The 13398-nt window shown below is 69.2% G+C and carries 10 protein-coding genes and 1 riboswitch; of the genes, 4 read left to right on the forward strand and 6 right to left on the reverse strand.

Going from position 1 to position 13398, the window contains the following annotated elements:
* Nucleotides 1-145: 145 nt before the first annotated feature.
* The 4 genes from ACFVWD_RS47705 (at nucleotide 146) to ACFVWD_RS47720 (ending at nucleotide 4718) form a co-directional block, all read left to right on the forward strand.
* Nucleotides 146-1126: a hypothetical protein gene (locus ACFVWD_RS47705; protein ID WP_168495383.1), complete on the forward strand. Its 981-nt coding sequence runs from the start codon at nucleotides 146-148 to the stop codon at nucleotides 1124-1126.
* Nucleotides 1127-1265: 139 nt separating this feature from the next.
* Nucleotides 1266-1916 carry a peptide deformylase gene (gene def / locus ACFVWD_RS47710; protein ID WP_389604610.1) on the forward strand — a complete coding sequence of 217 codons (651 nt, stop codon included), beginning with the start codon at nucleotides 1266-1268 and terminating at the stop codon, nucleotides 1914-1916.
* 349 nt (nucleotides 1917-2265) lie between these two features.
* Entirely contained in the window at nucleotides 2266-3351 is a 1086-nt protein-coding gene (gene cyc1, locus ACFVWD_RS47715) for an epi-isozizaene synthase (RefSeq protein ID WP_389604624.1), read from the forward strand.
* Nucleotides 3348-4718, forward strand: coding sequence for a cytochrome P450 (locus tag ACFVWD_RS47720; RefSeq protein ID WP_389604612.1), 1371 nt, complete (start codon nucleotides 3348-3350; stop codon nucleotides 4716-4718). Before cyc1 ends, ACFVWD_RS47720 begins: the two co-directional genes overlap by 4 nt.
* Nucleotides 4719-4765: 47 nt before the next feature.
* On the opposite strand, the gene ACFVWD_RS47725 is transcribed toward ACFVWD_RS47720, so the two are convergent.
* The 6 genes from ACFVWD_RS47725 to ACFVWD_RS47750 form a co-directional block, all read right to left on the reverse strand.
* Nucleotides 4766-5728 (reverse strand): GlxA family transcriptional regulator, encoded by a 963-nt coding sequence (locus ACFVWD_RS47725; protein ID WP_168495389.1) that lies wholly within the window; start codon nucleotides 5726-5728, stop codon nucleotides 4766-4768.
* Nucleotides 5729-5945: 217 nt separating this feature from the next.
* Nucleotides 5946-6407, reverse strand: coding sequence for a hypothetical protein (locus tag ACFVWD_RS47730; protein WP_389604614.1), 462 nt, complete (start codon nucleotides 6405-6407; stop codon nucleotides 5946-5948).
* Nucleotides 6408-6506: 99 nt separating this feature from the next.
* A complete protein-coding gene (locus tag ACFVWD_RS47735; protein ID WP_389604616.1) occupies nucleotides 6507-8588 on the reverse strand; it encodes a putative Ig domain-containing protein in 2082 nt (693 codons plus the stop codon).
* 389 nt (nucleotides 8589-8977) lie between these two features.
* Nucleotides 8978-9991, reverse strand: coding sequence for a ribonucleotide-diphosphate reductase subunit beta (locus tag ACFVWD_RS47740; protein ID WP_054228144.1), 1014 nt, complete (start codon nucleotides 9989-9991; stop codon nucleotides 8978-8980).
* Complete coding sequence (locus ACFVWD_RS47745) at nucleotides 9991-12408, reverse strand: ribonucleoside-diphosphate reductase subunit alpha (RefSeq protein ID WP_389604618.1); 2418 nt, start codon at nucleotides 12406-12408, stop codon at nucleotides 9991-9993. The genes ACFVWD_RS47740 and ACFVWD_RS47745 overlap by 1 nt, the downstream gene beginning before the upstream one ends.
* A 119-nt stretch (nucleotides 12409-12527) precedes the next feature.
* Nucleotides 12528-12702: riboswitch (cobalamin riboswitch) on the reverse strand.
* 17 nt (nucleotides 12703-12719) lie between these two features.
* Nucleotides 12720-13226, reverse strand: a complete 507-nt coding sequence (locus tag ACFVWD_RS47750) for a GNAT family N-acetyltransferase (RefSeq protein ID WP_389604620.1) — start codon at nucleotides 13224-13226, stop codon at nucleotides 12720-12722.
* Nucleotides 13227-13398: the final 172 nt, after the last annotated feature.

Below are 13398 nucleotides of genomic sequence, written 5' to 3' on the forward strand. Positions count from 1 at the left end.
TAATGAGCGCCCGTCCAACGGTCCGTGGTTGGATGCGAGGAAGAGGGTGTTCGGGGGCACGGGCCAGCCCGGGGCTGCGCTGTCTTCAAGAAACTCTTCAAGGGACCGGCAGGCGGGAAACGCAAGGAACTGGCAGGCGGGAATCGTGAGGATCTTCGGCAAGGGACGGCACCGGCCCTCCGCCTCATGGCGGCAGGCCACCGATCGCGCGTTCACGCTGATCGGCGACGGCCGGTACGAGGACGCGGGAGCGCTGCTGACGCGCGCCGCGGACCTGGAGCCCTGGCTGTCGGAGTCCTGGTTCAACCTGGCCCTGCTGCACAAGTTCCGGCACGACTGGGAGCAGGCGCGGGCCGCGGGCCTCAGGGCCGTCGCACTCCTCGACCGGGAGGCGGGCGCCCCCGACTGGTGGAACGTCGGGATCGCCGCCACCGCCCTGCAGGACTGGCCGCTGGCCCGCCGCGCCTGGCAGGCGTACGGGCTGCGGGTGCCCGGCGGGGCCGCCGTCTCCGGGGAACCGGTGGGCATGGACCTCGGCAGTGCGGCCGTACGGCTGTCGCCGGAGGGCGAGGCCGAGGTCGTGTGGGGGCGCAGGCTCGATCCGGCCCGGGTGGAGGTCCTGTCCATTCCGCTGCCGTCCTCGGGGCGGCGCTGGGGCGAGGTCGTCCTGCACGACGGTGTCCCGCACGGGGAGCGGACGACCGCCGCCGGGCACGCCTATCCCGTCTTCGACGAGATCGAGCTGTGGGCGCCCTCCCCGGTACCCACCTGGGTGGTTCTCCTGGAGGCCGCCACCGAGGAGGACCGGGACGCCCTGGAGCAGCTCGCGGCGGACGCCGGCTTCGCCGCGGAGGACTGGTCCTCGTCCGTACGGCTGCTGTGCCGGATGTGTTCCGAGTCGCGGATGCCGTCCGACGAGGGCGACGGTGAGCATCTCGACCCGCACGACCACAGCGAGCCCGGGCATCCCGGACCGCTCGGTCACCGCACCGACGGGCAGCTGTGGGTGCCGGAGCGGGAGTGCGGTCTCGCTGCGCCGGCTTCGCTGGTCAGGGGGTTGCTGGACGGGTGGGTCGCGGACAGCCCCGACTCCCGGGACTGGCGGGATCTCGAAGAGGTGTGCTGAGCGCTGCCGGCCGGCGGGGGCTCGTCGCGCCCACGCGGCGGAGCCGCAGATCAACACGGTCCCGCGCCCTCGCGGGGCGCCACCCCCGTACCCTGTATGAGCACCACACCCCTGGTTTCGAGGAAGGCGTACGTCGGTCATGGCGCAGCAGGACACCGAGCAGCAGCACTCTGGAGTGCTCCCCGTGGACGACGAGGGCTTCGTCATCGACACCGAGGACGGTGAGGAGCGTGAGGCGGCCTACCGTGAGCGCGGTACCTCGCGGCCGATCACGGTCGTCGGCAACCCGGTGCTGCACAAGGAGTGCAAGGACGTCACCGAGTTCGGGCCCGAGCTCGACGAGCTGATCGCCGACATGTTCGCCAGCCAGCGCACCGCCGAGGGCGTGGGCCTGGCGGCCAACCAGATCGGCGTCGATCTGAAGGTCTTCGTCTACGACTGCCAGGACGACGAGGGCAAGCGGCACGTCGGTGTCGTCTGCAACCCCGTCCTCGTCGAGCTGCCCGCCGAGCAGCGCCGCCTCGACGACAGCAACGAGGGCTGCCTCTCCGTGCCGACCGCGTACGCGCCGCTGGCCCGCCCCGACTACGCGGAGGTCACCGGGCAGGACGAGAAGGGCAACCCGGTCAAGGTGCGCGGCACCGGCTACTTCGCGCGCTGCCTCCAGCACGAGACCGACCACCTGTACGGCTATCTCTACATCGACCGGCTCTCCAAGCGCGAGCGCAAGGAAGCCCTGCGGCAGATGGCCGAGAACGAGCCCCGCTACCCGATCGTCGCGAACGACTAGGACACCGGGACAGGATCTGGTGGGCGACTTGAACGGCTGAGTCGCGGCAGGACAGTTGGGGCTCGCGCGCACTCGCGGGCCTGCCCGAGAGGCGTCTGGTCAAGGGGAATCCCCTGACCAGGCGCCGTTCGTATGTGCGTCGCACGTTCGATCCCTTGTGCTCCTCTAGTGATCCATATTCAGTCACACAAGGGGACATTCTCAGCACTGCGGGGTAGTGAGTGAAGCAAATCCGTTCCCAGAACGGTCAGTTGTGGTGCTGAATGGGAAGTGCGGGGATACGCAACGGCGCACGCCCGGCACAGCGGGAGGGGCACAGCGTCAACTGGCGGCTGAGAGGGGTTTGTTCGTGCATGCATTCTCACGCAGCACTTCATCGACACCGACTGCGGTCGCGGTTCCACCGGCGCTCTCTCTCCCGGTGATCGAGTCCGCGTTTCCCCGCCAACTGCACCCGTATTGGCCGAGACTTCAGGAGAACACACGTTCGTGGCTGAGGGAAAAACGCCTCATGCCGGCGGACAAGGTCGACGAATATGCCGACGGCCTTTGCTATACGGACCTGATGGCGGGCTACTACATTGGCGCCCCCGACGAGGTCATGCAGGCGATAGCCGACTACAGCGCGTGGTTCTTCGTCTGGGACGACCGCCACGACCGCGATGTCGTCCACGGCAGGACCGGCGCCTGGCGGAGGCTCAGGTTCCAGCTGCACGCGGCTCTCGACTCCCCGAGGGAGTACCTGCACCACCAGGATCCCCTGGTCGCGGGGTTCGCGGACAGCATGCTGCGCCTGTACTCGTTCCTGACCAAGAAGTGGAACGCGCGCTTCGCCCAACATTTCCACGCGGTGATCGAGGCGTACGACCGGGAATTCCGCAACCGTGTCGACGTCACCGTGCCCACGGTCGAGGAATATCTGGAACTGCGGCGGCTCACCTTCGCGCACTGGATCTGGACCGACCTTCTGGAGCCGAGCGCGGGCAGTGAAATTCCCACCGCCGTGCGGAACCATTTCGCATATCGCCGGGCGGCTCTGCTGAGCCAGGAATTCGCCGCCTGGTACAACGACCTCTGTTCGCTCCCGAAAGAAATCGCGGGCGACGATGTCCACAATCTCGGAATCAGCCTCATCCGCCACGAGGGGCTGACACTCGAAGAAGCGGTCCAGGAAATCCGGCGGCGGATCGAGGAATGCATCGCCGAATTCCTCGACGCGGAAAAGGACCTCAACCGGTTCGCCGACACCCTCGCGGACGGCACCGTGCACGGCAAGGAATTGAGCCTCGCCGTGAAAGCGTGCCTCGGCAATATGCGGAACTGGTTCAGCTCCGTGTACTGGTTCCACCACGAGTCCGGCCGGTACACCGTCGACAGCTGGGACGACCGCTCCACGCCCCCGTACGTCAACAACGAAGCGGCAGGTGAGTCATGACCGTCGAGTCAGTGAAGCCCGCGCAACCCGCGCCACCGCAGCTGCCCGTTCCACCTCTCGCCGGAGGCGGCCTGCCGGTCCTGGGCCACGGCTGGAAACTGGTCCGTGACCCGCTGGGCTTCCTCGCCCGGCTCCGCGACCACGGCGACGTCGTACGGCTCAAGCTGGGCCCCAAGACGGTGTACGCGCTCACCTCGCCGGCCCTCACCGGAGCGATGGCGCTCAGCACCGACTTCAAGATCGACGGACCCCTCTGGGAGTCCCTGGAAGGCCTGCTCGGCAAGGAGGGCGTCGCCACCGCGAACGGGCCCAGGCACCGTCGCCAGCGCCGCACCATCCAGCCGGCGTTCCGGCTCGACATCATCCCCGAGTACGGACCGATCATGGAGGAGGAGGCGCGGGCGCTCGCCGAGCGCATGGGGTCGGGCGAGCCCGTCGACTGCACCGCCGAGTCGTTCCGTGTCGCTGTGCGCATCGCGGCCCGCTGTCTGCTGCGCGGCGAGTTCATGGACGAGCGCGCCGAGCGCCTGAGCATCGCGCTCGCCACCGTGTTCCGCGGCATGTACCGGCGCATGGTGATCCCTGCGGGCCCTCTCTATCGGCTGCCGCTTCCGGCCAACCGCAAATTCGACCGCGCATTGGCCGATTTGCATCTCCTCGTCGACGAGATCGTCGCCGAGCGCCGCGCATCCGGTCAAAAGCCGGACGATTTGCTGACGGCATTGCTGGAAGCGAAGGACGAGAACGGCGAGCCGATCGGCGAACAGGAGATCCACGACCAAGTCGTAGCGATACTCACGCCCGGCAGCGAAACCGTGGCGTCCACGATCATGTGGCTGCTGCAAGTACTCACCGAACACCCGGAACACGCCGCACGGGTGGCCGAGGAGGTCGAATCCGTCGTAGGGGACCGGCCCGTCGCATTCGACGACGTCCGGAAGCTGTCGTACACCAACAATGTCGTCGTCGAGTCGATGCGGCTGCGCCCCGCCGTATGGATTTTGACCCGGCGGGCGGTGACCGAAACCGAACTCGGCGGCTATCGGATTCCGGCCGGTGCCGACATCGTCTACAGTCCGTTCGCCATCCAGCGTGATCCGCGCTCGTACGACGGGCATCTGGATTTCGACCCCGACCGCTGGCTTCCGGAACGCGCCAAGGACGTCCCGAAGTACGCCATGAGCCCCTTCAGTGTGGGCAACCGGAAGTGCCCGAGCGACCACTTCTCGATGGCGCAGCTCAGCCTGATCACGGCGACGGTGGCGTCCCGGTGGCGGTTCGAGCAGGTCTCCGACTCCAATGACGCGACCCGCGTCGGCATCACCCTGCGTCCGTACCGGCTGCTGCTGAGGGCCCTGCCGCGGTGACCGCGCGGCGCTGTCCGCGGTGACCCGGTGTCCGTACCGGTGCGCGTTCAGGCGGCCCGCGGGCCTCTGAACGTGCGCCGGTAGGCCTGCGGGGTCGTCCCCAGGCTCCGGACGAACTGGTGGCGCAGCGCGGCCGCGGTGCCGAACCCGGTGCGGCCCGCGATCGCGTCCATCGTCTCGTCCGACGCCTCCAGCAACTCCTGTGCCAGCAGCACCCTCTGGCGCAGGATCCAGCGGTACGGGGTGGTGCCGGTCTCCTGCTGGAAGCGGCGTGCGAAGGTGCGCGGGGACATGTGGGCGCGGGCCGCGAGCTGCTCGACGGTCACCTCCCGGTCGAGGTGGCGCTCCATCCACACCAGCACCTCGCCGACCGTGTCGCAGGTGGAGCGGGGCAGCGGGCGCTCGATGTACTGGGCCTGCCCGCCGTCCCGGTGCGGGGGCACCACCATGCGGCGGGCGATGGCGTTGGCGACCTCGGGACCCTGTTCCTTGCGGACGATGTGCAGACAGGCGTCGATTCCGGCGGCGGTGCCGGCCGAGGTGATCACCGGGTCCTCGTCCACGTACAGCACGTCCGGTTCGACGATCGCCTTCGGGTACTGCCGGGTGAGCTCCTCGGCGTGGTGCCAGTGCACGGCGCAGCGCCGCCCGTCGAGGAGCCCGGCCGCGCCGAGCACGAAGACGCCGGAGCAGACGCTGAGCACCCGGGCGCCGCGGTCCGTGGCGCGGTGCAGGGCGTCGAGCAGTTCGGGCGGATAGGACCGGGACACATAGGAGTTCCCGGCGGGGAGAGCGATGAGGTCGGCGCTCTCCAAGCGCTCCAGGCCGTGCTCGGTGGTCAGCGAGAACCCCGCGTGGGTGGTCAGGGTCGGGCCTTCGGCGGAGGCGACCGCGAAGTCGTAGACGGGCAGGCCGTCGTCGCTGCGGTCGATGCCGAACACCTCGCAGACGACCCCGAGTTCGAAGGGGTGCACACCGTCGAGCAGGACCGCGGCCACGTTTTTCAGCATGTCCGCCAGTGTGCCTCGTCAGTGGCAGGAAATCGAGGGTCTACGGCAGTCCTGCCACTGACGCTGAGGGGCGAGCGGTACGACAGTGGTGTTCATGAAGATGCTCATCGACAACTCGGACACCACCGCCGGATTCCTGACTGTCCTCGCGATCTTCGTGGTCCTGGCCCTGCCCGCGCTGATCGGCGCGGCCCACGAGCGGCGCATCGACCGTCAGCTAGGACTTCGTGACCAGCACCGTGACCGTCCACTCCTGAATGCCCTTGCACGACACCTTGCCCGGGGCGGTCGCGCAGAGCGGCCGGGACGAGGTGAGGTGGGCGGTTCCCGCCGAGACCGCCTTGAAGGCGGAGCTCGCGTCTCCCGCCTGGAGGACGACGCCGCTGTTGGTGGCCTCTAGCCCGGTGCCGCTGACCTTGACAGGGGTCCACGGCCGACTGGTGGTGCCGTCCAGGGTGAGGCGGAGTACGCCGCCGGCCGTGAGGCAGTACGTGTGGCCGGTGTCGGCGGCGCCGAGCTCCGCGGGAGCCGTGTCGCAGCTCTGATGGCTCGTCGTGGGGGACGGCGACACGGTGCGGCTGCCGCCGCCCGCGTCACCGCCGCCCTGTGTGCCGCAGCCCGCGAGGAGCAGCGTCAGGGCCGTGAGGGCGAGGATCCGATGGTGGGTCGTACGGCGCATGGGGTGGCACCTCCTTGTCGCTTGGACGTGCCACCCCCGCATCAGGATCCACACAGGGACGCAGGGCCCTGGCCGCGACGCCGGCCAGGGCCCCACTGGTCAGCTGGTCGTGACGGCGGTGTCGTCCACGACGAAGCTGGTCTGGAGCGAGGAGTCCTCGACACCGCTGAACTTCAGGGTGACGGTGGACCCGGCGAACGAGGACAGGTCGAAGGTCTTCTGGCTGTAGCCGGAGGCGGCGTTGAGGTTCGAGTACGTCGCCAGGGTGGTCGATCCGGCGGTGACCGTCAGCTTGTCGTACTGGCTGCTGGTGGTGGTCTCCGCGGTGTCGATGTGCAGGTAGAAGGTGAAGCTGGCCTTGCATCCGGACGGGATCGTCACCGACTGGGAGAGCGTGTCGGTGTGCGTCGAGCCGTAGCCGTCCAGCCACGCCTTGTACGAACCGGCGTGCGCGGCCTCACTGCTGGAGTTGGTGATGACGCCACTGCTGGCGCTCCAGGTGGTGTTGCCCGACTCGAAGCCCGGGTTGCCGAGCAGCTGCGCCGAGGTGCAGGTGCCGCCGCCGGAGGTGCTGACGGTCCAGGTGAAGGAGGCGGAGCCGGAGGCGCCCGTGCTGTCGGAGGCGGAGACGGTGACGCTGTAGGTACCCGCCGTGCTCGCGGTGCCGGAGATCAGACCGGTGGAGCTGCTGATCGAAAGGCCGGTCGGCAGACCGCTCGCGCTGTAGGTGAGGGTCGCGCCCGCGCTGTCGCTGGCCGATATCTGCAGGCTGACCGAACCGCCGGTGGCGGTGGACTGGCTGCCCGGGTTGGTGACGGTCACCGTGTTGCCGGTGCTGGTGCCCGACGCGAAGGCGGTGGTGCCGTTCGGGGTGCCCCAGCCGGTCGGGCCGTCGTAGCCGGTGGCCGCGGTGCAGAAGTACGAGGGCGAGCAGGAGCCGTTGTTGCCGCTGGTCACGTCGTACAGGTTCGAGGTGTGGGAGTACGGGTACTTCGCCGGGTAGTCGCTGGAGCCCGGGGTGCCCGCGAGGGCGTACACACCCGCGATGATCGGCGAGGAGGCACTCGTACCGCCGTAGACCGCCCAGCCGGAGCCGCCGTAGGTGTCGTAGACGGCTACGCCGGTGGCGGGGTCGGCGACCGCGGAGACGTCGGCCTCCATGCGCTTGGAGCAGCCGGTGTCGGTCTGCCAGCTCGGCTTCGCGTCGTAGGCGGAGCAGCCGGAGCCGGTGCCCTCGGTGCTGCTGGTCTTCCACACGGACTCGGTCCAGCCGCGGCTGTTGGAGCTGGTGGACAGGGCGGTGCCGCCGACGGCGGTCACGTACTGGGACGTGGCCGGGTACTCGGCGCCGTAGGCGGAGTCACCGGAGGAGACGGTGATGGCGACGCCCGGGTGCTTGAAGTACGAGGTGTCCTCGCTGGTCTGCGAGGAGGACTCGGAGCCGCCCCAGCTGTTGGAGACGAACTTCGCGCCCAGCGTCACGGCCTCGTTCTCGGCGGTGCCGAGGTCGGAGTCGGTGGCCGAGTTGGCCTCGACGAGGACGATGTTGCAGTTCGGGCAGACCGCGCTCACCATGTCGATGTCGAGCGCTTCCTCACCCGCCCAGCCGGTGTCGTTGGTCGGCAGGGAGCTGGTCGAGCCGGTCTGGCTGACCTGCTTGAAGCAGCCGTTGGCCTTGGTGCAGGCCGACAGGCCGAACTGCGAACGGTAGGTCGCGAGGTCCGACTCCGCGTTGGGGTCGTTGTACGCGTCGACCACGGCGACGGTCAGGCCGGAGCCGCCGGTGGAGGGCAGGTTGTAGGCGCTGTGCAGGTTCGCCGGGCTCAGGCCGGACACCGCGGCGGCGGCGTTCGGTGAGATCGCGGCGGCCAGCTTCTGCTTGATGTCGGTGCGACGCTGCGCGAAACAGGCCGCGTGACCGGCCGTCGGGGCGCCGCACAGGTGTGTGGTCGGCACCTTCTGGCCTGCCTTGCCCGTGGCGTGCACCGCCTGCGCGGCCGGGGCGGTCAGGGCCTTCGCGTTCTGGGCGGCCCGGGTGGGCTTGGTGGTGGTCGGCGCCGGCTGCGCGTTCGCGGCCGGGGCCGCCATGAGTCCGGCGACCGTGAGGGCGAGGGCGGGCGCGGCGGCGGTCAGAAGTCTTCGCAGTCGCCGGGCGGGCCTGCTGGGGGGTGTCTCACGCATGGGTGCTGCCTCCATCGGTTTGAGGCCGGTGCCGCGCGGGCCGGGGTAGGGCCGCGCACGGCTCCACAGCCGGAAGTGGGGGTTCTCGGCGTTGCGTGGCAGGCCCGTGACGCGCGTAGCGTGAGAAAAGTGCGGATGTGCCATGGGCATGCCAATCCAGCGTCCCGCCATGCCTCTGTACGTGACATGTCAGGACGGCCAGAACCTAGCCGGGGCCGATGACGCCCGGATAGCCACGCCCGAAGAACTTTGCCGCCCCATAGGGGGTCCATGGACGGTGCATGGACGGCCCATGGACGAGACGCGGTGATGCCGGGCCGCGACATGCGGTCCGGCATCACCGGTGTCGTACCGTCAGAAGTCCTCGTACAGCCGGAAGTTCTCGTCCGTCAGAAGTCCTCGTCGAAGCCGACCGAGCCCTCCACCGCCACCTGGTACGCCGAGGGGCGGCGCTCGAAGAAGTTGGTCAGCTCCTGGACACCCTGGAGCTCCATGAAGGAGAAGGGGTTCTCGGAGCCGTACACCGGTGCGAAGCCGAGGCGCTGGAGACGCTGGTCGGCCACGCACTCCAGGTACTGGCGCATCGAGTCGGTGTTCATGCCCGGCAGGCCCTCACCGCACAGGTCGCGGGCGAACTGCAGCTCGGCCTCGACGGCCTCCCTCAGCATGTCGGTGACCTGTTGCTGGAGCTGGTCGTCGAAGAGCTCCGGCTCCTCCTTGCGCACGGTGTCCACCACCTCGAAGGCGAAGGACATGTGCATTGTCTCGTCGCGGAACACCCAGTTGGTGCCGGTGGCGAGACCGTGCAGCAGACCCCGGCTGCGGAACCAGTAGACGTACGCGAAGGCGCCGTAGAAGAAGAGGCCCTCGATGCACGCGGCGAAGCAGATGAGGTTGAGCAGGAAGCGACGCCGGTCCGCCTTGGTCTCCAGACGGTCCAGCTTCTCCACCGAGTCCATCCACTTGAAGCAGAACTCTGCCTTCTCGCGGATCGAGGGGATGCTCTCGACGGCGTCGAAGGCGGCGGCGCGGTCCTCCGGGTCGGGGAGGTAGGTGTCCAGCAGGGTCAGATAGAACTGGACGTGGACCGCTTCCTCGAACAGCTGCCTGGAGAGATACAGGCGCGCCTCGGGGGAGTTGATGTGCTTGTAGAGGGTCAGCACGAGGTTGTTCGACACGATCGAGTCGCCCGTCGCGAAGAACGCGACCAGCCGGCCGATCATGTGCTGCTCGCCCTGCGAGAGCTTCGCGAGGTCGGCCACGTCCGAGTGGAGGTCGACCTCCTCCACGGTCCAGGTGTTCTTGATGGCGTCCCGGTAACGCTCGTAGAAGTCCGGGTAACGCATGGGGCGGAGGGTGAGTTCGAAGCCCGGGTCGAGCAGGTTCTTTTCGGTGGAGCTCATTACTGGCAGGCCTCGCAGGACTCGGGGTTCTCAAGGGAGCAGGCGACGGCATCCTCGACGGGGATCGCCTGCACGGGGATGGTCTTCTCGGGCTGGGCCTGTGCCTGGGCGGCGCGGGCGATACGGGTCGCCGGGCGGGAGCGCAGGTAGTACGTCGTCTTCAGGCCCGACTTCCAGGCGTACGCGTACATCGAGGAGAGCTTGCCGATGGTCGGCGTTTCCAGGAAGAGGTTCAGGGACTGGGCCTGGTCCAGGAACGGGGTGCGGGCGGCGGCCATGTCGATCAGGCCGCGCTGCGGAATCTCCCAGGCCGTGCGGTACAGGTCGCGGACGTCCTGCGGGACCCAGGTGAAGCCCTGCACCGAACCGTTGGACTCGCGCAGCGCCTCCCGGGTCTGCGCGTCCCACACGCCGAGGTTCTTCAGCTCGTTCACCAGGTAGGAGTTGACCTGGAGGAACTCACCGGAGAGCGTCTCGCGCTTGAACAGGTTGGACACCTGCGGCTCGATGCACTCGTACACGCCCGCGATGGACGCGATGGTGGCGGTGGGCGCGATGGCGAGGAGGAGGGAGTTGCGCATGCCCACGGCGGCGATACGTTCCCGCAGCGCCGCCCAGCGCTCCGGCCAGGTCAGCTCCACGCCGTAGTGGTCGGGGTGCAGGACGCCACGGGCCGTACGGGTCTTCTCCCAGGCCGGGAGCGGGCCGCTGCGCTCCGCGAGGTCGGCCGAGGCCTCGTACGCGGCGAGCATGATCCGCTCGGCGATCCGGGTGGAGAGCGCGCGGGCCCGGGGCGAGTCGAAGGGCACGCGCAGCTTGAAGAAGACGTCCTGGAGCCCCATCGCGCCGAGGCCGACGGGCCGCCACTTCGCGTTCGACCGGCCGGCCTGCTCGGTCGGGTAGAAGTTGATGTCGACGACACGGTCGAGGAAGGTGACGGCGGTGCGGACCGTCTCGTCCAGCCGCTCCCAGTCGATGTCCCCGTCGAGGACGAAGGCGCCGAGGTTGACCGAGCCGAGGTTGCAGACCGCCGTCTCCCCGTCGTCCGTGACCTCCAGGATCTCGGTGCACAGATTCGAGGAGTGGACGGTGTGGCCCGGCTCCGCCGTCTGGTTGGCGGTGCGGTTGGCGGCGTCCTTGAAGGTCATCCAGCCGTTGCCGGTCTGCGCGAGGGTACGCATCATGCGGCCGTAGAGGTCACGGGCCGGGATGGTCTTCTTGGCGAGACCGGCCGCCTCCGCCCCGCGGTACGCGGCGTCGAACTCGTCGCCCCACAGGTCGACCAGCTCGGGCACGTCGGAGGGCGAGAAGAGGGACCACTGCCCGTCGGCGTCGACCCGGCGCATGAACTCGTCCGGGATCCAGTGCGCGAGGTTCAGGTTGTGCGTACGGCGGGCGTCCTCACCGGTGTTGTCGCGCAGCTCCAGGAACTCCTCGATGTCGGAGTGCCAGGTCTCCAGGTAGACCGCGGCCGCGCCCTTGCGCCTGCCGCCCTGGTTCACGGCGGCGACCGAGGCGTCGAGGGTCTTCAGGAACGGGACGATCCCGTTGGAGTGCCCGTTCGTACCGCGGATCAGCGAACCGCGCGAACGGATCCGGGAGTACGAAAGACCGATGCCACCCGCGTGCTTCGAGAGGCGGGCCACCTGGTGGTAGCGGTCGTAGATGGAGTCCAGCTCGTCCAGCGGGGAGTCGAGGAGGTAGCAGGACGACATCTGCGGGTGCCGCGTACCGGAGTTGAACAGCGTGGGGGAGGAGGGGAGGTAGTCGAGGCGGCTCATGAGCCCGTAGAGCGCCGCGACCTCGTCCAGGGCCCGGGTGGTGTCGTCCTCGGCCAGGCCCGACGCCACGCGCAGCATGAAGTGCTGGGGCGTCTCGATGACCTTGCGGGTGATCGGGTGCCGGAGCAGATAGCGGCTGTGCAGGGTGCGCAGGCCGAAGTAGCCGAAGCGGTCGTCGCCGTCGGTGTCGATCAGCGCGTCCAGCCGGGCCGTGTGCAGCTGGACGAACTCCGCCGTACGGTCGGCGATCAGGCCTTCGCGGTGACCCGTGGCGATCGACTCGGAGAAGGACGTGACGCCCTGCGAGGCGGCCTCCGCCGCGATGCTGATCGTCAGCAGCCTGGCCGCCAGCCGGGAGTAGGCGGGGTCCTCGGAGATGAGGCCCGCGGCCGCCTCGGTGGCCAGCTCGCGCAGCTCCGTGTCGTCCGCGCGCGCGGACCGGCCGCGCAGCGCGGCGGCGGCGACCCGGCCGGGGTCGGCGTCGGGGAGGTCGGCGGTGAGGTCGGTCAGGGTACGCAGCAGCGTGGTACCGGGACCGTCCGTCTCCACCGGGGCCTGCTTCCGCTGCTGCTCCTGCTCCTGCTGCTGCTGTGCGAAAGCGGTAGCTGAAGCCGGGTCGGCTGGCGCGATGGTCACTTGGGGCTCTCCCTCGCTAGGCACGGGGCCTGGCGGAGGGCAGGGCAGCTCACGAGCGCACACGGCGTCGCGTCCACCGGCCCATTCCGCGAGGCCCGGACGTCATGTACCCGGGCCGGATGGCCGGGCGCGCTGTCGGCAGGTCCTCGGACTGACGCGAGTACATGGGCGCGGATGTGCGAACACGTACAAGTACACCGTTGCGGGACAGTTCCGGATTTTCACCGGATTCCCCTGCGGCGACAGCGAGCATGAGCATACATCTTGTGCCGGGCTGCCGTGACACCACCAGATGTTGTGTCGCGCCGGTGTCAGAGTGTCAACTCGTAGGTGAGGAGAGTGATGTCGTCGAGGTCCGGGAGCGGGTTCCAGTCGCGGTCGGGGGTGCGGGTGAAGCCGAGGCGTTCGTAGATGCGGTGGGCGGCGTGCATGGTGCGCTGGGTGGAGAGCACGACGCGTGCACAGCCGGCGGTGGCGCGTGCCTGGTCGACGCAGGCGCGGACGAGGGTCTCGCCGGCGCCTCGGCCGCGGGACTCGCGTGCGACGGCGAGCATCCGGATCTCGGCTTCGCCGGGGCGGGCTATGTCGGCCATGGGGCCGCCGCGCGGTACGAAGGTCACGGCGCCGAGGATGTGGTCGTGGTCCACGGCGACGAGGACCTCCGCGGCGGCGGCCCGCTTCGCCACGTCCCGCAGTTCGCCGAGGTACTCGTCGCTCTCCCCGAAGTCGAGCAGGCCGTCGCCGAGGTAGGCCTGCGCGGTGATCTCGCCGATGCGGTCGTATTCGTGGGGGCGGGCGTGTCTGATGCGGAGGTCCATGCCGGTGAGTGTGCAACAGGGCGCGGGAACGGGCCGCCGGATTTATGTCCGACGGCCCGTGGGGGTTGTTGGTGCGGTTCTTCGGCTGCGGGCCCGGTGGGGGCTGGTCGCGCAGTTCCCCGCGCCCCTAAAAGCCTGGGGCGCCGGGGCGCAGCCCCGTGCCCCAGGGGCG

The organism is Streptomyces sp. NPDC058086 (genome assembly GCF_042885015.1).
In the GTDB taxonomy this organism is placed as follows: domain Bacteria; phylum Actinomycetota; class Actinomycetes; order Streptomycetales; family Streptomycetaceae; genus Streptomyces.